The organism is Leptolyngbya sp. PL-A3, from assembly GCF_039962325.1.
Lineage (GTDB): Bacteria > Cyanobacteriota > Cyanobacteriia > Elainellales > Elainellaceae > Vacuolonema.
Genome location: NZ_JAMPLB010000070.1, coordinates 1 through 20,742 on the forward strand (window position 1 = coordinate 1; position 20,742 = coordinate 20,742).

General features: G+C 51.4%; 18 protein-coding genes. 7 read left to right on the forward strand and 11 right to left on the reverse strand.

The features are described from left to right. Positions 1-265: 265 nt before the first annotated feature. The 4 genes from NDI52_RS29195 (at position 266) to NDI52_RS29210 (ending at position 3,315) form a co-directional block, all read left to right on the forward strand. A complete protein-coding gene (locus tag NDI52_RS29195) occupies positions 266-427 on the forward strand; it encodes a hypothetical protein (RefSeq protein ID WP_199307603.1) in 162 nt (53 codons plus the stop codon). A 117-nt stretch (positions 428-544) separates the two neighbouring features. Then, positions 545-1,363 (forward strand): SAM-dependent methyltransferase, encoded by an 819-nt coding sequence (locus NDI52_RS29200; RefSeq protein ID WP_190775862.1) that lies wholly within the window; start codon positions 545-547, stop codon positions 1,361-1,363. Between the two features lie 479 nt (positions 1,364-1,842). Continuing rightward, on the forward strand, positions 1,843-2,619 hold the full coding sequence (locus NDI52_RS29205) for a hypothetical protein (RefSeq protein WP_190775861.1): 777 nt from the start codon (positions 1,843-1,845) through the stop codon (positions 2,617-2,619). Between the two features lie 348 nt (positions 2,620-2,967). After that, positions 2,968-3,315: a hypothetical protein gene (locus NDI52_RS29210; protein WP_190775860.1), complete on the forward strand. Its 348-nt coding sequence runs from the start codon at positions 2,968-2,970 to the stop codon at positions 3,313-3,315. A 342-nt stretch (positions 3,316-3,657) separates the two neighbouring features. Here NDI52_RS29210 and NDI52_RS29215 read toward each other — a convergent pair whose 3' ends face one another. From NDI52_RS29215 to NDI52_RS29255, 9 genes are all read right to left on the reverse strand, one after another. Next, positions 3,658-3,936 (reverse strand): YggT family protein, encoded by a 279-nt coding sequence (locus NDI52_RS29215; RefSeq protein ID WP_190775859.1) that lies wholly within the window; start codon positions 3,934-3,936, stop codon positions 3,658-3,660. Positions 3,937-4,408: 472 nt separating this feature from the next. After that, positions 4,409-5,752, reverse strand: coding sequence for a 2-succinylbenzoate--CoA ligase (locus NDI52_RS29220; protein WP_190775858.1), 1,344 nt, complete (start codon positions 5,750-5,752; stop codon positions 4,409-4,411). Further along, positions 5,722-6,693, reverse strand: coding sequence for an o-succinylbenzoate synthase (locus NDI52_RS29225; RefSeq protein WP_190775857.1), 972 nt, complete (start codon positions 6,691-6,693; stop codon positions 5,722-5,724). Before NDI52_RS29225 ends, NDI52_RS29220 begins: the two co-directional genes overlap by 31 nt. Positions 6,694-7,541: 848 nt before the next feature. Beyond that, a complete protein-coding gene (locus NDI52_RS29230; protein WP_190775856.1) occupies positions 7,542-9,560 on the reverse strand; it encodes an ABC transporter ATP-binding protein/permease in 2,019 nt (672 codons plus the stop codon). A 290-nt stretch (positions 9,561-9,850) separates the two neighbouring features. Then, complete coding sequence (locus tag NDI52_RS29235; RefSeq protein ID WP_190775855.1) at positions 9,851-10,732, reverse strand: alpha/beta hydrolase; 882 nt, start codon at positions 10,730-10,732, stop codon at positions 9,851-9,853. Between the two features lie 105 nt (positions 10,733-10,837). Continuing rightward, entirely contained in the window at positions 10,838-11,509 is a 672-nt protein-coding gene (locus NDI52_RS29240) for a hypothetical protein (protein ID WP_190775854.1), read from the reverse strand. Beyond that, positions 11,509-12,159, reverse strand: coding sequence for a ParA family protein (locus NDI52_RS29245; RefSeq protein ID WP_190775853.1), 651 nt, complete (start codon positions 12,157-12,159; stop codon positions 11,509-11,511). The genes NDI52_RS29240 and NDI52_RS29245 overlap by 1 nt, the downstream gene beginning before the upstream one ends. Before the next feature lie 173 nt (positions 12,160-12,332). Beyond that, positions 12,333-12,761: a DUF4864 domain-containing protein gene (locus tag NDI52_RS29250; protein ID WP_348254113.1), complete on the reverse strand. Its 429-nt coding sequence runs from the start codon at positions 12,759-12,761 to the stop codon at positions 12,333-12,335. A 170-nt stretch (positions 12,762-12,931) separates the two neighbouring features. Further along, on the reverse strand, positions 12,932-15,355 hold the full coding sequence (locus NDI52_RS29255; RefSeq protein ID WP_190775852.1) for a GH116 family glycosyl hydrolase: 2,424 nt from the start codon (positions 15,353-15,355) through the stop codon (positions 12,932-12,934). A 411-nt stretch (positions 15,356-15,766) separates the two neighbouring features. Here NDI52_RS29255 and NDI52_RS29260 point away from each other — a divergent pair, with 411 nt between their 5' ends. The 3 genes from NDI52_RS29260 to NDI52_RS29270 all read left to right on the forward strand — a co-directional run bounded on the left by NDI52_RS29260 (position 15,767) and on the right by NDI52_RS29270 (position 18,236). Then, positions 15,767-16,573: a DUF2993 domain-containing protein gene (locus NDI52_RS29260; protein ID WP_190775851.1), complete on the forward strand. Its 807-nt coding sequence runs from the start codon at positions 15,767-15,769 to the stop codon at positions 16,571-16,573. Between the two features lie 190 nt (positions 16,574-16,763). Continuing rightward, on the forward strand, positions 16,764-17,501 hold the full coding sequence (locus tag NDI52_RS29265; protein WP_190775850.1) for a GerMN domain-containing protein: 738 nt from the start codon (positions 16,764-16,766) through the stop codon (positions 17,499-17,501). A gap of 444 nt (positions 17,502-17,945) precedes the next feature. After that, positions 17,946-18,236, forward strand: coding sequence for a DUF2288 domain-containing protein (locus NDI52_RS29270; protein ID WP_190775866.1), 291 nt, complete (start codon positions 17,946-17,948; stop codon positions 18,234-18,236). Positions 18,237-18,440: 204 nt separating this feature from the next. Here NDI52_RS29270 and NDI52_RS29275 read toward each other — a convergent pair whose 3' ends face one another. Both NDI52_RS29275 and NDI52_RS29280 read right to left on the reverse strand, forming a co-directional pair. Next, entirely contained in the window at positions 18,441-19,127 is a 687-nt protein-coding gene (locus NDI52_RS29275; RefSeq protein ID WP_190775849.1) for a YdcF family protein, read from the reverse strand. A gap of 337 nt (positions 19,128-19,464) precedes the next feature. Continuing rightward, entirely contained in the window at positions 19,465-20,637 is a 1,173-nt protein-coding gene (locus NDI52_RS29280) for a TonB family protein (protein ID WP_190775848.1), read from the reverse strand. Between the last annotated feature and the right edge of the window lie 105 nt (positions 20,638-20,742).

The following is a 20,742-nucleotide window of genomic DNA, read 5'->3' on the forward strand; positions in this document are numbered from 1 at the left end:
ATCACGCAGGGGATGTTTTTGGCGACGGGTCATAGCAGGGCACCCAAGGGTTCCCTACTATCTTGACAGCCGCCTATAAAAAATGGCGATATTCGAGTCAAATGACCCACTAGTAGGTTTTGCTATTTGTCAGTGTGGAGCATCCAGCGAAGCAGGTAGCGATGCGTGTTACATCAAGTTTGGAGCAGTACACCCAGGAAAACAGGCTGGCGAACAATTTGAACAGTTACTCAATTCATGTGAAGTTTATGAAGCTACTCGATCCATGCCGCGTCTTGTTGCTGGAGTAAATACCAATCGTGATGTAGCCTATTCCAAAATGGTCGCTCGACGTTTTCGTACGGAAATTGTAGGTTTAGTTATGCACAAGCCCAATGACCCTGGTTACAACCGCCCGGACGTTTTTGTATTAGACGATTGGCGCTAATACTACGTAATGGCAATTAACTCATATTTGAAGATGGAGAGTACTCCGCATCCCATCTTCAAATATAGGCAAAGTTAAGTCATCGAGTACTACTAGTGAAAACAGAACCGAGAAGCTATGAAACCAATTTCAAAGACAGCCTTTTATTGTTGTGGCGTACGAATGCAAGATGCTAAACATAATAATCCTATATGCGGTGACATCTATGCTGAAGCCTTTATGAATGAAGATGGATTAAAAATTTTCGAAGCCTTTAAAGACGAAACAGCTCCCAATGCCTCCAACGCCACTCGACACCGCATTATTGATGATTTCTTACGTCAAGAACTTCTCGCAAATCCTAATCTACACATTGTGATTATTGGCGCAGGATTTGATAGCCGTGCTTACCGAATTCAAGGGGGCACCTGGATAGAACTCGATGAACCGCAAGTAATTGCGTACAAGAATGAGCGCCTACCTGCTTCAAATTGCGAGAATGAGCTTCACCGCATCTCCATAGACTTTTCAAGCGAATCGCTCGAAGAGAAACTTTCCCCATTCTTAAATAATAATTCAGTGGTGGTCGTCATAGAAGGCGTTTTAATGTACTTAGAGGAGGAAGCAATCGATCAATCGCTTCAAATATTACGCCGCCTCTTTCCAACACATAAGCTTATTTGTGATCTTATGAGTAGGAACTTTTTCGAAAAATTCAGTAAATCATTTCATAAAAAGATTGCAGATGTGGGAACAACTTTTAAGTTTACTGCCGACCATCCTGAAGCAGTCTTTCTACAAAATGGCTATAGCCAAATAAAAAAGATTTCCATTATCGAAACAGCAGTAGAGCTTAAGGCAGTCAGAGTACCCAAAATTGCTTTAAAGACAGTATTACGTACTCTAGCGAGCGGCTATGCAATTTATATATTTAATCTGCCTAGTGTTCTTATCTAAAACTATTTCCGGCGCTTTTCAAGCCAGTTCTTAAGAAGTAGGTGATTGTAATTAAATATAAGACCCAAAGGCTATGCTCTCTGCTTCACAAACGGCATATTTTTTTGGGTTTTATATTTAAATAGGCTGAGCTACTTATAATTACCAGTATTTTCTTGCGCCCACTTCATCTTTCAAAATCAATTTCATAAATTAGTTAGAAATGCTACAAGTAGGCGCTCATATTCAAACGTGGCACCTCACCTATAACGACAGCGTTAAATGTAATTAAGCAGAAGAAAATTATTAAGATATAGCAGATAAAATCGGAGACCTTGCGGATCTATTCTGTCTACTTTAGTGTCCGCTCAAGAAGGGTGCATCCCAGTTTTGTTAATGTGGCGGGCTTCGCCCGCCACATTAACAAAACTGGGTTTTCAATCTGCAAAAGTGGGATGTACCCGCTCAAGAATCTGTTGTGATTGTTTGTTAGTTCAGCTATGAAAAAGATTAGCAATTTGATGGTCGTAAAGTATTTAGCTGCCTGTGTTTGTATCGCAGCAACTATGACGTTGGTAAGTTGCAATAATAGTACGGGCTCTCAAGCAGATGCCGGCGATTCATCCCCCAGTGTAAGTGCCGCTGCTAACGAACAGGTTGAAAAAGTGAAGCCTGCAATCGGGACAGGAAATGTACAGGGGCAAGTCTTCTACAATGAAAAACTTGTTGAGAATATCGAGGTCAAACTATGTGAAACCTTCAATCAATTCGTTGGCGGCTGTGATGGGAAAAGCTATACAGCTAAAACTGGCAAAGATGGCTACTATGTCGTTAAAAACGTAGAGCCAAGGACGTACCAAGCTCTATTAACACGTGTTTTCAATACAGATTCCTATATCTTTGCAACAACGGGAGTAGCAGGCATTAGTGCAACTGAGTACAATGTTACCGCTGATAAAACCCTCTTTATTGATCCCACAAACCTTTTCAAGGTTGATTTGAAGCTGGTGAATCCTGCTGCTGCTGCAAAGGTTAGCGCTCAGAATTTAGAACTACGCTGGGATGCATACCCTGATGCCGCCTATTACCGATTTAGCATCTATCCCGAAGATGTTAGTGTCACTGCCAATTACATCAATGAGCGTGTTGAGGGTACAAGCTTTGCGCTTGATCAGCTTTTACCAAAAGGTACTTATCGTTGGGTCGTTGAAGCTTACAACAGCAATGATCAAAAACTAGCAGAAAGTGCCGACGACATTAAATTTACAATTCAGTAATACAGCATTTTCCAATCTAATAAGGCCTGAGGGAGGGGTATGGGACAAAGTTCCACACCCCTTCTTGTGCCCGGTTAGATGGGAAAGGGGTATAGGTTCTAATATCAAATCTGTTGAAGGCTAGCTGCACGATGGCCTTTCAACACAAGCACGAATTTTAGTTGACCTGAGTTCACATGAAGGGCGTTTTCGAGTGGACTTCGCATATAAAAATGCACGCTTCAGCCTATTCTGAACTGAGGGTATTTACGAAAGAGTCGCTCAGCTGAAGAATGCAAATAAAAGCCATTTCACAGCTATTTCATCACGAGAATCTAATCTTAGATCAGCAACTCCCTGATCCTACTTATGATGATCTCCAGGTCTACCATCGATAGCTTGAAAGCGCAATATGCTGCAGAAGGCCGCTTTGGCCCCATGTCTGACCTGTTTTACCTGCCTGACGACATTCTGATGGAAGAGTACGATGCAGCACTCTTGGGCAGTAACCATAGTTACTCCATGGAAGATTGTTGGCAGGAAGCCATTCGTCGAGGGCTGATTGCAGTAACAGGATCAGCTTCTGCCCAGCCAAAATTCACTATTGGCTTATGGCAGCAGCTAAAACTTCTGAAAAACGTACTCATATCATCCACCCAAGCAACCCGAAAATTCAAAGATAGCTTGTTGCTGAGAGGAGACATGAGGGAGGGATAAAATAGAATGAGAAACCGTAGTTTTCCATTCCACTCATAGCCCTCATTCAGCAACACCAAAATAGAGAAGGCTATACAGCACTGTGTGAGTTGATTAAGTACAGAAGGGAGTGTGTGGTGCCACACATTCCCTTCTGTACTTAATCAACTTGAATACCGCTATAGTGCAACAAAGTTGAACGTAAGTATAGTGGCAACCAAACAGCAAATAAGCAGATAAATCAGGTATGGAATACCCTAACTTATCTGCTTATCTATACGGTAATAGCGAAACCTGGCAAAGACAATAGCAGCGATTCTAGCCAGCTTTGGCTCACCATCCGCTCCTGTCTTCAGACATCTATCAATAGGACGTGTAGGCAGTCATAGCCGCTGCGGAAGCAACAGCCTGAGTTAGGAACTGCAGAACAAAAATTGCCAGGATGGGAGACAAGTCAATACCCCCAATTGGGGGGATGACACGACGGAATAGATTAAGGTAGGGGTCAACCAACTGGCTCAGAGTGGTGAAGGGTTGGCTGTACCAGTTAATATTCGGGAACCAGCTCAGCAGAACCCGAATGATAATCAGAACAAAGTAAATCTGAAGAAAATACGCCAGGGAATTCGCAATCAGAGCCATAATCGGTTGTGCTTAAACGTTCTTTTCCAGTCTAACGAATAGATTAGCGTCATATAGGGGAAATGGGTAGTGTCCTAAATCTAGCAGCAATTCTCAGTATGAGCTTCAAAGCTGAGAGTTCGTGCCCGAAGGGCACGAACTCTCAGCTTTGAAGCTCGAAAATAGCCCGCCGAAGGCGGGCTATTTTCGGTTTGGATTTCAAAATGAGAATTGCTGTAAATCTAGAGATAGGGTGTGAAGAGCATGTAAAAAGGGGTACTTTGGTTATCTCAAATTGAAGTGACACCGTTTTTAACCTGAGTTCGGGTTAAGGGCGTTTTCGAGTGCCGCGCGTTTCGCGGCACTCGAAAATGCTCATTTTGGCGTGCGCTTTGCGCACGCCAAAATGAGCACTGCAGCTTATCCCGAACTGAGGTTTTTTATGTGAAAACTGCTCAGAATGGCAGCTTCATATCAGTTTGGAGTGACCAGCCTATTTGCTTAACTGGGATTCTTGCTTCCCTTCTATGTGTCGTTGGGCGATCGCCTCAAGAGCAGCGCGATTGAGTTTCCCCTGAGGGGTGCGGGGCAGGGTTAGTACAGGAATCCAATGTTTTGGGTGTTTGAAGCGGCTGAGGTGAGGGGCAAGAGAGGCAAGGATTTGGGTTGGGGTGACCGTGGAAGGGGCGGGAACATAGATGGCTGTAATTGCTTCACCCCAATGGCGATCGCCGACCCCTATCACTGCTACATCCTCGACTAATCCCGTTGCACGAATAGCCGCTTCCACTTCAGCTGGAAATACATTCTCGCCACCCGTAATAATTTTGTCGCTGGCGCGTCCCCTCAAGTGTAAGCGCCCAACCTCATCTATACAACCAACATCATCCGTTTTGAAAGCCTCACCGTTTTTGAAAGATTTGGGGAAATATCCAAGAGCGAGGGACTTCGCTTGGATGTGAACAATCCCCGACTCAAGCGTTATCTGAGCGTGAGGAAGAATTTGATACCCACTTTTATGCAACAAGAAATCGTCGGGCTTTTGAGTAGCAACCTGGGAGGCCGTTTCCGTCATGCCATAGGTAGGAGCAAGGCGAAGCCCATGATGGTGAGCCTGTTCTAGGAGTGCCGGCCAGGGCGGGGCACCACCCAGGAGAATCGTGCCAAACTGCTGGAGCCAGGAAATCGTTTCAGGTCGCTGAATCAACCGTTGTAATTGGGTCGGCACCAGAGATAGGAAAAAACCTGCTGGGTCAAAGGTTGGCAGCACACCAGCTTCCAAAGATTTGAAGGGATGAATAGCGAGGGTGCCCTGGGTAAGGAGCGATCGCAGTACCTGCATCAACCCGCTGACATGGTAAAGGGGCAACACGCAGCAGGAGTGAATAGGCGAGCATTCGAAGAATTGTTGAAAGCCCCAAACAGAAGCGCCAAGGGTGCTCCAGGTGTGCGTGGCAAAGCGGATTTGTCCAGAAGTGCCGCCCGTAGGAATCAGGATGTGGGGAGTCGGAAGTAGTAAGGGGGCAAGGGGGTGCGGCAGTGCAGGAACAGAGGTGTCAGTCAGCGTATGGGTGGGGCGGGTGAGGTCAAGCGCCTGCTCCCATTCCCGAGGGGACCAGTGAGGGTTACCCAGGATAGCGGTATGGTGGGCCGCAACGGTGGCAAGAAAGCTGGCGAGGAAAGCAGCAGAATCCGCTTCGGCCAGGAGGATGGAGCTGGAAGTAGGGAGCGCGGTCAGTTCCACCAGTCGTTTGTGAAACTGCGTTCTAAAGTGATTTGGGTCGAGGCCGATGAGCCAATCGCGGTCTAGGGCGTGTTGGAGGAGAGGCGATGCCATAGGGTTGCGGGGTCGGAGCTGTGGAACCCGTCGTTGGGGAACCAGCGCTGGGTACCCAGGCCGGGAACGCGCTGGGGGTAAGGGAGGTTCGGCAAAAGGCGATGGGTGAGATATTGGTGAGCGATCGCCGTTTCGAACACGGAGGATAGTACCACAGCAGGACGGTGCTTCTGGCAAAAAGTTTGTAAATCCTGCGGGAAGCCAGCGATCGCTGCCTTCACCACAAATACCCCACGCCAGCCCTGGTGATAATAACGCTTCAGGTCAGCCAGGGTCGCCACAGACTCATCCAAGGCAATGGGGGTGGGAAAGCGATCGCCCAATTTCTGCATCGCCTCTACCTGATGGGCCGAGAGCGGCTGCTCTAAAAATTCAATTTGGGGGTAGTCAGCACAAGCATCAAGCCACTGCTCAGCCTCTTCCAGAGACAAGCCTCCATTCGCATCCAAACGGAGGCTAGCCTCTTGGGGCAGCTCAGCCAGCAAGTTTCTCAAGGTTGCAATTTCCTCCACTACAGGAGCCACACCAATCTTCCACTTAAAGGTGCGGTAATCGCTTTCCCAATAGGGTTGCCAGGCCGTGAAGGCTGCTAGTCCAGTAGGTAACAATGCACAGGGAAGTGACGATGGAACCAGCTCAAGGGGATGACACAGCGTTTCCCAGGCGATCGCCAGGCCAAACTGACAGGCAGGATGGGTACTGGGAATAGCCGCAAGCGTGGGAGGGGAGAGGCGATCGCCCAGACCGCGACAAAGCGTTTCTGCGTCCTCTAATGTTTCGCTGCCAAACCAGGGCAACGGAGCAATTTCACCAAAACCAACTCGACCGTTTTCATCTTCTAGCCGTATCACAATGCCCTGCCGTTCCCGCCATACCCCATGATGGGTCTGCAATGGCTGACGAAAGGTGCGTCGGTAAATGCACCATGCGAAATGAACCATTTCACCTCATCAAAGCTTACGCATTTTTGTTGTGTGGGGTGGGCGTCGCCCACCCCACACAACAAAAATGCTCTACGTATGGTGAACTTGCGTCAGTCCTACTCATGATTGCAATACCCAGCGGTTGTAGCAACAGGAGAGTTTAGAATTATCCTCCACACTCTCCTTTTGCTGCAACCAAATTCAATTTCCTGGGGTTCAGACCTGTGGATGGGGTGTGATGGAAGGGGCAGAAGTGCCCCTTCCTATCACACCCCATCCACAGGCTTTAGATATAACCAACAAGCTCAACCATAAATTTATGCAACAGACTAATACTTTGTGATGAAGGCATTAGTCTATCTCTCGAAAGAGTAACCGTTAACGATGAGCTTGCCAGAAAATTTTAACCAGACTTAATAGGTCTTTATACCCACCAAGAAGCCTGATTTTGCGACGTTTTGGAGCATAAATGCTGATAGGAACTCCGTCTAAAGTTAAGTTTTGTTAAATCTCCATCTATCAAAAGGCAGATGACAGGAGCCGGGGATCATTGCCTGACAAGCTTAATACTTCTTGAGGTCGATCCACCGCTCCGTAGGTACCCCTAATCGGGTGATGTCGATCTTTGGGTAAGCTCCTAAGGTGAAGGTAAGAGCAGTGTTTAGCTCTTATCGAAAACGTTCCCTTCTAACACATTTGACTAAGGAGTCTCGTATGTTCGTCGCACTTCTCCTGTTTGCCGGTTATGGTGCTGCTTGTGCCATTTTCATTAACCAGGTTGCTGCTCCCGCAGAAGAAAAGTAAACTTCCTCTGCTAATCACGCTTCCAGGTATTTTCTGGCATCCAATCGCTGCATCAACGCCGTTCAGGAAAATACATTGGCATCCACTTGATAGTTCTCTAAAGGTGACATCTTCCAGGTACCATCGCCGTGTAGCTCCAACACATAATTGTGATATTTGAGTAAGCTTGGCCGATGGCCGACACTGATAAAGGTTGTATCCTTACTCTTCAACTGATCATAGAGCCGTTGTTCATTACCTAGATCTAGAGCGCTGGTCGCTTCATCCAGTACCGCATAACGAGGATTAGTTAAGAGTAAACGGGCAAACGCAAGCCGTTGTTGTTCTCCTAGAGAAAGGACGGTTGCCCAGTCCAGTTCCACATCAAAACCCCCGACTCGGTCGGGTAAATCCTTTAAGTTAACCTGTTGCAGTGCTGCATGGAAGTCATCGTTATTCACGGTGGCATCCACCAGATTCGGATACAGCAACTGATCACGTAGAGTTCCCAGTAGCATGTAGGGCCGTTGGGGTAGGAACATCATCTCCGTGAGACCAGGCCGTACAATGCGTCCATCTCCACTGTTCCAAAGCCCAGCGATCGCCCGCAACAGGGAACTCTTCCCCGCTCCGCTGGGGCCAACGATCACAAGACCCTGGCCCGCCTGTAGCGTGGCGCTTAAGTTCTGCACTAGCATTCGCTGGCTACGGGGGGTTAGTAGAGTAACCCCTTCCAATGCAATTCGATCGTCCTCTACGGTTTGAATTTCCGCTGTGGTATCTGCGCGCTCCTCTTCTTGCTCGTTGAGTACTACAGCAAAGGTTTCTAGACGGTTAACCCCAGCCGCAAATTCGCTGAGCCGGTTGATTTGTGTCACCACTAGGGCAAAGGCTTCAAAAATTTGGGCAAAAGCAAAGTTCGCCTGACTAATATCCCCGAACTGAATCTCGCCTGCAAAGTATTTGGGAGCCAGAATAATAGACGGCAGAATGTAAGTGGCGTAACGATAGGGAGTACGGAAGAAGGCCAAATTTCGCTGCCAACCGATCAGGAAATTGTAGTTCCGTAGAACTTCAACAAAGCGCCGTCGTAGTTGTCCAACTTCTTGATCCTCACCCTGGTAAAAGGCGATGGATTCAGCATTATCCCGAACATGCACCAGTCCATAACGGAAGTCGGCCTCTTTCCTGAGCTGATTGAAGTTCAGGGCAATTAGCCGACGTCCTAAAACGGCAATGACGCCTGTACCAAAAATGGCGTAGCCTACCAGGAAAATCGCCAGAAAACCAGATTTTGATAGCAGGATTCCGGTAAACGACAAGACGTCGATGAACGCCCCCAGGAAGATCAGGAAAAACGACAGACTGTTTTCTGTAAAGGCGCGAATATCCTGAGAAATCCGCTGGTCTGGGTTATCGATTTCACTGTTGCTGTTGATGTCATAGTAGGCGCGATCGGCGAAGTAACGCCCCAAAAACTTACCCGTCATCCAATCCCGCCAGCGTAGCCCAAGCAAGCCCTCTGTGTACTGGTAGTAGACAACAAAGGGAGTGGCAATCGCAAAAACCCCGGCATAGACAATAAAAAATCGCCAGAAGGTAGGGGCATCTCGTTCTGACAGCGCTGTGGTGAAGTAGTTCCCCACATAGCTGATCATCACGTTCATGCCACTAACGGAGAGGGACAATGCCAACAGCAACACGAGAAAGGCCCACTGCTTCCAGCGGGGTAACACGTTTCCCCGAGCGGCAAAAAATCCGAGTGCTGGAATTAGAAGCCCGGCCAACACCACAAAGATAAATGGTGGGCTAAAGATCCCGCGACTAATGCTAACCATCCCCCCGGCCGTTTGTCCCATAAACTCTGGGAAGAGCAGCTGCAACAACAAGGTAATCGCGGCCACAACAATGGCTAGAGTCGCGAATAGGAACAGAATCAAAAGTGCAATGAGGACAAAGAACACCTTTCCGCCATTGCGCTCGGTGGGATACCAATAGGGTTGGGCGATCGCCACAAAGCGGTGCCACAATTGCGTGTCAAAGCGGTTTAAGCGATTTTCTGGGGAGGTGGGAGTGTTACCGTTACCGTTACCGTTGGTCATAGGAGCAACCAGAGGAGAGCACAAGCAGTCAAGCCACACTCATGATTTGCACAAGAACCCTAAAACCCAGTCTTGCCAGCACAAAATGATGACAGCACCAGGTTTTAAGTTTTAGTACAAACTACGAGCATAGGAATAATACGGGTGGATGAGCCATTTGTAACTGCCATTGTATAGCGATCGCTATTTTTGTCAGGGCAGAAGCAGATGGGAGATGCTCAGTTCCCTCCGCTGTAAACTGTTGATGTGTTTGTCTGAAGGACACGAAACTGTAGCGGTTACAGCAGGTTTTAAGGCAAATAGGGCTGGACAGCTGAGAGGACTAACTCAGGGGTCTCTAAATGGGGGAGAACACCGGATTGGGCGATCGTACAGAAACCTTGAATCGTCTTCGGATTCAACGCCGCCAGCCGTTGCCCCTGGGGTAGGGTTGAGAACCAGGCCCGTTCACCCCATACCAGAACTGTTGGTACCGTTAGATCGGGCATATAGCGGGCCAGATCAAAGCACAGGTCTCCCCGTAGAGAAGCCAGGGCACTGTATTCGGCATTGAGTTGCTGTGCAGAGGCCAGATAAGCTGCGACCATTTCAGGGGTAATGCGATCGGTGCGGGCAAAGAGAAACCGCTCCATAAAGTTGCGGATTGCCAGTTCGTTCGCGGCTCCCAGGGAGTAAATGGCCTGGTTGAGTCCAGGGGTACGCGCCAACTGAGCCGCCATGTTTTGAGCATAGCTTTCACCAAAGTCGCTGAAGCCTGACGGGCATACCAGAATGAGCTGCCGAAATAACTCGGGTCGCCGGATGGCAAGTCGTATCGCCAACCCCCCAGTTAGGGACGTGGCAAAAACAATGGGTGGCTCTGAGGCAACGGACTCCAGCAATTCCGTTAGTTGCAGGAAATAGTCTTCAGGTTGGTAGTCGCGCTGCAAATGGGTTGATTGACCCCAACCAACCAAATCTGGTGCGCAGATGGGAAAGCGATTTGCCAGCGCCGGATAAAATTTCGACCACTCGTAGGCCGAAGATCCGCCTCCCAGGCTATGGAGAAACACAAGTGTTGGGGCACTCTGGGGTGGATGCCAGAGTGCCCCCGTATTGCGATAGCAGGCCATGACGCCGAGGGTAGTGGCGATCGCCCCCTGCTCAAACCCGGGCGGTTGAAATTGCAGCATAGGGTTACCTTGCCAAATTTTAAGTGCCAAAAACTCGACACTCAAACGTTAAAATCAAAGATTTTTTGAGGGCTCAATGACCCTCAAAAAATCCTTAACAGACTGCTAATCGACCCAGCCAATGTCATCATTGCTGAGCTGAGTGGAGGGAATTTCAATTGCAACCGGGTGCTGCAAGACACGCCATAACTCGGTTGAAGCACTGACCTGAACTTGCCGTCGCAGCGTCCCTGGAGGCGGCTCGGCTGGTGCTGGGGGAGCAGCCGGTGGCTGCTGTGCTAAGGGCGCGGGCGGCGCAGCCGGGGGGGCAGGGGGAGCGGCTTTACGGGCGGTTTCTTCGGCCTGTCGTTGCTCCGTCAATCCCCGAATCATTTGTTTGGCATCCTCCAGCTCTTTGCGCAGCTGGTCGGAACTCCGCAGATCTGCCTGGAGCTTCTGGACAGTGGCGTCCCGTTCCGATAAATCCTTTTGCAGCGTTTCAATCTGGCGTTGCAGAATACCTTCCTGGGTCTGGGCTTCCTCCAGTTTCGACTGAAGATCCGCGAGGGTTTCCTGCAGCGCAGCAACCTCGCCGTGACCATCTTGCTCTGCCGGAGGAGCTTCAGGGGTCGCCTCTGGCTTGGCGGCAGACTTGGATGCAGCGGGTCGGGCCATTCCCTTGGCCTTAGACCGGCTAGCTGCAGGCTTAGCCGGGGGTTTTTCCGTTGTATCCTCCTCATTGCCGGGTCGCTGCGCTTCCTCCCGCAGAAGATCCGACAGTCGTTTTCGCGTTGCCATTAGTCCCTCCAATCTCGCTGAATTTCTTCTGCTACCCGCCGGTAGTCGGCTTCGGCTTCCCGTGCATTTTTACCACGCCATTGCAACACTGACATCCCATCCAGGGCAGCCCGTTCATGGGCTTTATAGGCACGTACAAAGGCATGGCAGGCCGGGATACCTAACTCCATTAGAGTCTTTTGTGCCTCCAGGGCTTCTCCCAGGCTACGGGGATCGACCCGTGTTAGCAAGACCCGATAACTAACTCCGGTGGGAATGACGGCTTCTCGCACGGTTTCGATCAATGCCGTCAAATCCATCGGGGCCGGGGGAGTGGGCAATACCAGATAGTCGGCGGCAGGAACCACCGTCCTTATCGCATCCGATGCTAAGGCCGGCGGAGTATCTACTACCACAACAGAATAATCTGACAGTTGCCGCAATTCCTGAAGCAAAACTGGATCTGTTTCCTGGGCCAGGTCAAACCCCAGGTCTTTAGAGCGGCGCTCAAACCACCAGGTTGCCGATTTTTGCGGGTCAGAATCAACCAGCAAAACCCGGTGATTCTCAGCCAAACTAGCAGCCAGGTTGACCGATGTGGTGGTTTTGCCCACCCCGCCTTTGCCATTGAGTACGACCAGCACCCGAGGAGAGCGCCTTGTGGCTGCCATTGGTGTTTTCGTCTTCTGTCGCTGCGCCAAGTGCGTCCTACCCTATCGCTTGCTATGGGCGAATGATAGCGCTAGTTGTGGGGGATGCGATCGCCTTCATCATTTAACTTGAGAATTCCATACTCTTGATAGGGGAATCGATTCCCCATCAACAGCAATAAAAAACAAGAAAATTACTCTACCCCATTGCCAAACGGCTCCAACATGCAGCCATGAATGCGCCAGTCGCCGTCTGGCTGCCGCTGCATGATGTAAATAGCACGCACAATTTGACCATGCGGCGACATCAGCACCACTGTTTGGGCGGGTAGACCTTCCATATCCACAATGCCCTCAAATAGCACCGAGCGAGGGCGGTAAACGGCCACGTAGGCCGTCTTGACCATTTTCATGAAGGTCTCAGGATCACCAAACTGGGCCTGAATACTGGGGCTGGCAAAGGCAAAGGCGGCGGCGGCATCATCCCGCTGGAAGGCATCCAGTTGTTGGGTAATGAGTTGGCGGATGGTGTCGCGATCGCGCTCCGTCAGATACATGGCAACAGTAGGGGTAGCAAGACGATGGGCCAGGAGGTATCCCCTTCGTCGGCAGACAGTTGCCACTCTTAAACCCAGGGGGTTACCCACTTTTTATTCTACGATTCTGAGCAGTCTGCACCGGATTTTGCCAGGGCCTGCTTCAGGGTCTGCTTTAAAGGGTATTTTTTCGTACGCGTCGCACCCGAAAAATTGACCCTTTCATTTCCGGGCGATCGCCAACGCCTTTCCCACCGCTATCCGGCTCCCCACAGTTCATATACCGCCCAGATGGCCATCGCCCGCAGGTAGTGGCTGGCTCGAAACGTTCCGACCGACGTAATCGCCTCTGGGGTACGGAACTGAAGCCCGTTATCATACACCTGCTGCACCACGGTTTCTGTCAACCGCATGCCCTCATCCCGCAAGCCCATCTGAATAAGGAACGCCGCCAAACCGAAGTTAATGCCCGTCCAAACCTCCAGGGGGTGGGTGTCATTGGGATTCACCGGAGAACCGTCCGGTCGCAAGCCATTGGCTGCCCCAAACTGGCCTCCATGAAATTTGAGGAAGCAAGTGTCATACACCGTCTTGAGGGCCGATCGCGCACAATCCTCAGGCACTACATGGGGCAGATTCAGCAGGCGCGCGTAGAACTGACCGCAGAGCTGATCTGCCATCACCACATCGGAGCCACTGCCCGTATCCAAACGATAGTAGGAGCCATTCCAGAGGGCATCGTGATAAATCGCGCGGGATTGGGCCAGCCAGTCCTTCCAACGGCTCATCTCGGCAGGCTCAGAGTCCAATTCCTTCGCAATGGCGATCGCGGTTTCCAGGGCTGCAATCCACAGCCCACCACAGTAGGCACTAATCCCCTGCATGCGCCAATCATCAAAGGTCTGATCTGGCGCACCGGAGTTTTCAGGGATGCCATCACCATCCAGGTCAAAGCTTTTGAGGTAATCCAGAGCCGCGACGATAGCGGGCCAGCACTCCTGTAAGAAAGCGCGATCGCTCCCCCCCGTCATCACAAAATCGCGGTAGACCAGCAGCACAAAGTCACTGCCCAGGTCTTTCCAAAGGTTGCAGTCCTGGTAGCTGGTGTAGTTGGTCCGCTCCCAGGGGTGCTCGTTCGGAGCCCCCAAGTCGTGAGGAGTCGCGTTGGCAACCTTGCGGGGCACATCGGGGCTCTCTTGCCCCTGGGTGAAGTAGTAGCCGATTTTGCGCAGGCGGGCATCCTCTGCGGGAATCGAGCGAGCAAAGGCTCGCATCACCGCCTTTTCCAACTCGGGAAACAGATGCAGGAGCGCGAAAGAACCATAGAGGCGCACATCCAGGCTTTCGTACCAGCGGTAGTCCAGGCATTCCACCACAGCGAATTGGCCGACTGGGTCGCGATCGCTGGCGGCACTCCACAAGGTTGCACCATCGGTCAGGTCATACAACTCGTTGAACAGGCCCATCTTGAACGTGTCCGATAAGTCAGTACGGCTCAAAATAGGCTGTTGCCATTGCTGAATTTGCTGCTGCCAATCCTGCCAGTGAACCAGCCCCAGACGGGCGATCGCCCAGCTATTCTCGCCATTCCGTTCAAAGAAGTCGGTATATCGCCGAAAGTAAGTCACCCCCTTGGCAAACTCCATGACCGGAAAATCCCAGGACAGCACAAAGGGAATCTGGCGGGTTTCACCTGGGGCCAGGGTAAAGCGGAGGGCGATCGCACACCCGACCTGCTCCCCTTCTCCTGCGGGTGTAGCGTCATGAACGTTGGGTAGAGAGCCATCCTGAGAGAAGGGTCGCCACAGCTCTGCCCCATCCCCGGCCGGGTTCCAGCGGGTGTGGTAAAACAGTTCGTCAGTGGGATGAAGATGGGTCGCGATCGCCCACTCTCCCTCACCCTCTTTGACCTCCTGCCCATCCAGGCGGCGACGACGCATAACACAGCCCACGAGTGGCCCGTCCTGCACCCATTCCGTAAAGTTGCCCGTGCTGTCTCCTAGAGGCGGTTGGTACTCGTAAACTGGGCTGCCATCATCCCGCACACGCACTTCGGGAGCGGCCAGCGTGTTCGTAAACCAGCCCACCAAGTTTTGCCAGGTGAGGGCAAGACTAAGGGTCAGGGGTTGGTCTGTGGGGTTGTGAGCTGTCCACAAAAATATGGCGAGCGGGTAGCTGGTTTCCTGATAATTGTGAGGCAGGATGGGCGAAAACTGCTCGCAGGTCACCTGAGCCTGAAGCACCTTTTCATAGGTGAACCAGCTGCGAGGATAGAGTGCCTGGTACATCCCAGTGCCATCCCCCTGATCCTCAGTCTTTGCAACAACCCCGGCTGACGTTGTCGCAGGGTACCAATTCCAACTGGCGAGGGAACCATCCTCAGCGGCTTCCGTGCTGAGCGCGTAAGCCTGGGTGCGATCGCCCCCCTGCTCGAAAATACTGAACTGACAGGCCGGAATGGATTTGAATACATGCTCCCCAGCGTCAATGTGCCAGAGGTTAAAGTCACCTCGGTGCGATCGCCCGATACACCCAGCCCCAAAACCACCCAGGGGCATCCCGTGAAATGGCCCATCGTCCAGGTTGCTGGCGTAGCGAACGGTATAGGGCTTCTCCCAACCCAGGCCAATGGGACGAGACCAGGCGCAGGTGGGAATGGTGGGCAGTGTCGAGGAATTCATGCAGAGATGGCTAGGTGAAACGGAACGTCTTCCACTCATACCCCATCTTGGTGATCAGGAGCGCAAATCAGAGGTAAATCCGAAAGCACAGCACACGTTGTTTCTTCAGCAATTCTCATTTTGGAATCCAGTCGGAAAACCGCTCGCCTAGGGCGAGCGGTTTTCCGACTTCAAATCCGAGAGTTCGTGCCCGTAGGGCACGAACTCTCGGATTTGAAGCTCATAATGAGAATTGCTGTTGTTTCTTTGGATTTCTGGCTTCATTAGGACTGTTGTGCAGCGAAGTTGCCCAACCTTCTAGAACCTCAAAAAACAGTTCATGGAAGTCTATTGCAACCCGTGGGTGGGAGAGCAGAGCCTCTCATAACCAAATGCTAGACTTGCCCTACGTCTCTCTTGCTAAGTCTGTTTATGGAATTTCTGACCCTGCTTCTAATCACTTTGATGGGCCTGGTCTCTCCGGTGGGATTTGTAGCCGATCGCCTGGCAGCAGACGCCCTACGCCAGCGGCTGGAGTCTGCCGAAGACCTGGATGTGCGCATTGACAATGCTCCTAGCTATCGGCTGGCACAGGGACGGGTGCAGCGGGTGCGGGTGGCCGGAGAAGGGATCGTGCCTTTGGAAGGGGTCCGAATTGAAGAACTGAACCTGGAAGCCGAGGGCGTAGCTCTTGATCCAGGGGAGTTGCGGGATGGCACCGTGGAGCTGAAGGGACCCCTGGAGGCGGGTATCCAACTCGTGCTAACAGAAGAAGATTTGAATCAAGCATTGCAGTCTCCGGTCGTTACCGAGTGGCTGGAGGATGCCAGTGTGCAGGTGCCGGGTGCGGCCTCAATCGGGATGGAGCGCTACACGCTGCTCAATCCTCAGATTCAGCTTTTAGAGGGCGATTCCCAGGGGGATGGCAGAGGCGATCGCCTGCGGTTTCAAGTTACCCTTCAAGAACGCCGCAATCGGCGACAGATCCCGATTGAATTGGAGTCGGGCTTTGCCATTGATGGAAGCCGAAGGGTGCGCTTAATTGACCCGGCTGTGTCGGTGGAAGGGGTAGCGGTACCTGCTGAGTTGCTACAGGCCTTAACGCAGGGGGGCGTAGTAGATCTGCAGACGCTGGGGGGCGAGGAGATTTTGGTACGGTTGCTACAATTAGAGGTAGAAGACGATCAGGTCGCGATCGCCGCCTGGGTCAGGGTTGCACCCGAACGTAACACCCCTTGAATAGGCTTAGCAGACACGGGCTTCTAATACATCTAGCGCCCTAGAAATTCAGTCCTTCTTTTCAAACAACGTTGGGCTTCCGGAAATATGTGGGGTGCTGTTGTAGTCACAAACTCAAGACCCCGCCACCCCTGTCGCCCCATTGGGTAGCTGAGTCTTCCTGGTTGCATTTCAACCTGAGGAGAACTATATGAACGACGAACCACTTCAGCATCATTCGCTCGAATCCTCTCCAAAACGCCAATTTCGCTCCAGATTACCCCTGGGTGCTGTGACAACTCTGGCTGCCGTAGTCGTGGCAACGGGCAGTGCAACCGCGTGGTGGACATGGCAAACCCTCAGCACCCGTAAAGCTACCGTTACCCCTCCGGACACTGAAACGGTCATGCCTGCGGACCCCACGGGTGCATCTGATGTCGGTAAGGAACCCGTTGTTCAATCTCCTACTCAGTCCGATACCGCTTCCTCGGGTTCTGCTGCCAGGGCTGAGATGCGATCGGTGTCAGTTTACTGGGTGAAAGACACGGGCACCCATCTGGAGGTCGTACCATCACCCATTTCTATCGAGGCGAATCAACCTCCTGAGGCTTTGCTTCAACAGTCGTTTGACCATCTCCTGAAAGGGCCAGAGACAACCTCTCAAGCAAGCGTTGCCTCCACTATTCCAGCCGAAACTCGCATTAATTCTCTGGAGATTCGTCCCGATGGAATCCATGTCGATTTAAACCAGGCGTTTACCACTGGCGGTGGCAGTGCGTCTATGGTGGGCCGTCTGGGGCAGGTCATATACACGGCCACCACTCTCGACCCCAATGCGAATGTCTGGATCTCCGTGAACGGAACACCCCTAGAAACTTTAGGTGGCGAAGGGGCTATGGTTTCCCAGCCTATGACTCGACAAGCCTTCGACCAAGACTTTGCCCTCTAATATCAAACTAGAACCTGTTTTTATCAACCTCAGTTCGGGATAAGCTGAAGTGCTCATTTTGGTGTGCGCTCTCGCACACCAAAATGAGTGTTTTCGAGTGCCGCGCAACGCGCGGCACTCGAAAACACCCTTAACCCGAACTCAGATTTATTATTTGAACGTGCGCTTGCGCACGTTCAAATAACAGTGGTCTGTCAATGAGCTTTTTTGTTTACCTTGAAAAAGCGTGAGTTCTTACCGGCTCGACCACCAAAACCCGTTTTATGGGTGAGGCATACACCATCTGCCTCGTCCACAGAACAGAAACATGCTGCAACTTATGCCAGGATTTACAAAATTTGGACGTTTCCATAAAGTCTTACTTTTCTGTCCTGGGCAGGACTGTGGGAAACAGTGCAAACGGTAAGATATTTTGTGGATATCCGAAAAATAGGTTTTGGGCGGATGCAAGATTTGCAGGCAGAACTGGCAGGCCGAATGGGCGAAGCAGAATGGGATTGGCTCGCACCCCATGCGGAGCGCGATGCACTGGTCATGGTTTCTTCCCAACTCGATCTGCTAGATGTAGGCGTAGCGATCGCCAGTGATAACACCACTCATGTACAACGATGGATTGATGAGCGCTTGCTGGTTAAACCCACACGCGATCAACTTCATGTTTGGAGTAAGTCTCCCGGTAAGCGCTTCAATGCGCTGATCTTACAGCCTTATGTGCTAATTCAAGACGTTGCCTAATCAAGTCGAGCTGGCTGAATCGAGCTTGACCATTCCACATTGATATCAAATCTAATTCAAAGAGGGGGAGTGCTTAGCGCTCCCCCTCTCCAACGTAGTTACGAATTCGAAGAAGAGGAGTGCAAAGCGCTTTCCTCGTCCAACATATCTACAAATTCGAACAGGGGGAGGTGTAAAGCACTCCCCCCCAACATAGCTACGAATTTATTTGTGAATTTTGGGAGCCTGTAGTTGACCGGCCCGGTAGCGATGTCCTAAGGATGCCCCTGTATGACCGGTAGCAACCCAGAGCAGCGATCGCGCAGCATCTCGGGCCACCTTGTTCCAGGGCTCAGAGGGCTTCTCAGTGGGTACGGGCAACGGTTGAAATTCAATACCACGGCTGCCGAACACAATGGTGCCAATTACTTGGGCTCGCCGCATGTGGTAGTCGGACGTCACCAAGTACAAGCTGTGGATATTCTGCATATCAAATTCATCCACTAGGCTGGTGAAGTTCGTGACGGTATCCACAGCCCGATAGTCCAGGTGAAGCCGTTCGAGATCAATACCATACTCTTCAGTGAAGAGCCAGGTGGAATACTCTTCGGGGCTACCGGAGGAAACCCAGATGGGCAAGTCGGGATGAGCCTGAGCAAATTCTGCAGCATAGGCTTCGCGATCGGGAGAACCTCCCAGCACCAAAATGGCTTGAGGCTTCAATACCCAGGAGCGCACCTGCCAATAGGCCAAACCGCACACTATCAATATGAGAAAAACTTTGAGCAGCCATTGAATTCTACGGCTCTTCTTTCGCCTAATAGCGGGTATCCGCCGACGACTGACCGTTGCAGCAGGCGATCGGTTTTGTCGTCCCGGGAATCGCCTATTCTGAAATTTAGCCTCACCCATGTGCCACTCATTCCTACCCTGACCCTGTTACAGGCCTTCCCAGATCAACCCTATCACTCTACACTAGGGCCTGTTTTAAAGGGGTATTTTTCCGTGCGTTTTGTACACGCAAAAACAACTCCTTCAGGCACTTCTAAAACACGTTCTACCTTCCTATATTCCCGCTACAAGAACGGAATTTTTTTGGGATCGCAAATCCAAATCTGCTCTCAACGTCAAACTTTAGGTTTAACGGTCTAGAACCAGGAAAATACCAGGAACTGCTTTAAAGGTCGTTGTTTCCACACGTGCTTCGCGCACGAAAAACCGTCCCTTTGAACCAGCCTTAAAACACGCCCTAGCCAGCATCACTCGGGGCATTATTGGATGGCCCATTTTCTAACCTTTCCAAGTAGGGCTCGCAAACATCCGGATCAGGTGTAAAGGTGACGACGACTCGATAGGCAAGGCGTTTATCTTTTGCCTCAAAGTTGTGATCCTGAGCAATTTGCTTGGCTTGCTCATTCAAAAACCCGTAACCTGAACTCTGAATAATCGCTGGTGTAGACTCCTCCAGAGGCTTACCGTCAGGCCCAACCACTAACCCAACAATGGCTGTACCCTCCAACCGTTGAATACACGCTTCTTCAGGGTAAGGAGCAGCAATTTCAACCAGCGGAAAATCTTCGCTGTCCGGATCATAGATGCTGGGGTCGTAATCCTCACCCACTAGAGTGAGTGACTCTGTTAACCAGTCCACATCCGCCTGAGTTCGTTCATTAGCGGTAGTACCCGTTCCGTTGTATGCGAAGAGCTCTGGCTGTTCTGCTTGAGCCCGCCGAGCAGTAGCCAGTTGAGAAGATGGGGTTTGGCGTGTATAGTTTGGTCGATTGAAGCGAGGCCGCCCGCTATTAGTAGCGGGTTGAGACGGATTATCCGGTGGATTAGCCGGAGTTTCCCCCGTTGGTGGCTGCTGAGCTGAATTGGCAGGAGGGCTGGAGGGTGGACTAGCTGGAGGGGATGCCGGAGGGGATGCTGGAGGACTGGCCGGAGGAGATGCTGGAGGACTGGCCGGAGGGGATGCTGGAGGTCGGGCAGCCGTTCGATCCGGAATCTGCACGCGTGTTGGTTGGCGGAAACTGGGGCGATAGGAGGAAGACACCTCAGGCGGTGGCGGCGGTACAAAAAATGGCGGCAAAATGGGCGAGAAGCGCACCTGGGGACGGCCTGGTCCCTGCGTTAGGGGCGTATTTTGAGGAACCGGCAGTGAGGATGAAGGAGCCACTTCAGGCAGGGGCACGTCATTGGTTAGAAAGTCAGGCAGGCGCTCTTTCTCGGCCGGGGATAGCTCGACCAACTCGACGGGCCGCTGAATTTCTGACTCGCTGCGGCGATCGCTTGCTGGTAGAAACGGCGCCACCGCCCAAAACAACACATGGAATCCCAGCGAACCCACAACCCCCCAAAACATAGGGTCGTTCCATAGGGGGCGCGAGTATAGGGAGGAGTGGGATGTGTCCGTGTAGGTCATAGCCGTCAAAGATACGGGTCGATCTTTACAAAGGATAGCAGGGGAGTGGAGAAGCAGGGGGTTCGAGGAACTTTCGGGATGAAGCCTTCGAGCAACTTAATTCTG

Excerpts from the sequence above, each read along its gene's own strand:
- NDI52_RS29195 (WP_199307603.1), top strand. The coding sequence starts at position 266 with ATGCCGCGTCTTGTTGCTGGAGTAAATACCAATCGTGATGTAGCCTAT.
- NDI52_RS29200 (WP_190775862.1), top strand. The coding sequence starts at position 545 with ATGAAACCAATTTCAAAGACAGCCTTTTATTGTTGTGGCGTACGAATG.
- NDI52_RS29205 (WP_190775861.1), top strand. The coding sequence starts at position 1,843 with ATGAAAAAGATTAGCAATTTGATGGTCGTAAAGTATTTAGCTGCCTGT.
- NDI52_RS29210 (WP_190775860.1), top strand. The coding sequence starts at position 2,968 with ATGATGATCTCCAGGTCTACCATCGATAGCTTGAAAGCGCAATATGCT.
- NDI52_RS29215 (WP_190775859.1), bottom strand. The coding sequence starts at position 3,936 with ATGGCTCTGATTGCGAATTCCCTGGCGTATTTTCTTCAGATTTACTTT.
- NDI52_RS29220 (WP_190775858.1), bottom strand. The coding sequence starts at position 5,752 with ATGGCATCGCCTCTCCTCCAACACGCCCTAGACCGCGATTGGCTCATC.
- NDI52_RS29225 (WP_190775857.1), bottom strand. The coding sequence starts at position 6,693 with ATGGTTCATTTCGCATGGTGCATTTACCGACGCACCTTTCGTCAGCCA.
- NDI52_RS29230 (WP_190775856.1), bottom strand. The coding sequence starts at position 9,560 with ATGACCAACGGTAACGGTAACGGTAACACTCCCACCTCCCCAGAAAAT.
- NDI52_RS29235 (WP_190775855.1), bottom strand. The coding sequence starts at position 10,732 with ATGCTGCAATTTCAACCGCCCGGGTTTGAGCAGGGGGCGATCGCCACT.
- NDI52_RS29240 (WP_190775854.1), bottom strand. The coding sequence starts at position 11,509 with ATGGCAACGCGAAAACGACTGTCGGATCTTCTGCGGGAGGAAGCGCAG.
- NDI52_RS29245 (WP_190775853.1), bottom strand. The coding sequence starts at position 12,159 with ATGGCAGCCACAAGGCGCTCTCCTCGGGTGCTGGTCGTACTCAATGGC.
- NDI52_RS29255 (WP_190775852.1), bottom strand. The coding sequence starts at position 15,355 with ATGAATTCCTCGACACTGCCCACCATTCCCACCTGCGCCTGGTCTCGT.
- NDI52_RS29260 (WP_190775851.1), top strand. The coding sequence starts at position 15,767 with ATGGAATTTCTGACCCTGCTTCTAATCACTTTGATGGGCCTGGTCTCT.
- NDI52_RS29265 (WP_190775850.1), top strand. The coding sequence starts at position 16,764 with ATGAACGACGAACCACTTCAGCATCATTCGCTCGAATCCTCTCCAAAA.
- NDI52_RS29270 (WP_190775866.1), top strand. The coding sequence starts at position 17,946 with ATGCAAGATTTGCAGGCAGAACTGGCAGGCCGAATGGGCGAAGCAGAA.
- NDI52_RS29275 (WP_190775849.1), bottom strand. The coding sequence starts at position 19,127 with ATGGGTGAGGCTAAATTTCAGAATAGGCGATTCCCGGGACGACAAAAC.
- NDI52_RS29280 (WP_190775848.1), bottom strand. The coding sequence starts at position 20,637 with ATGACCTACACGGACACATCCCACTCCTCCCTATACTCGCGCCCCCTA.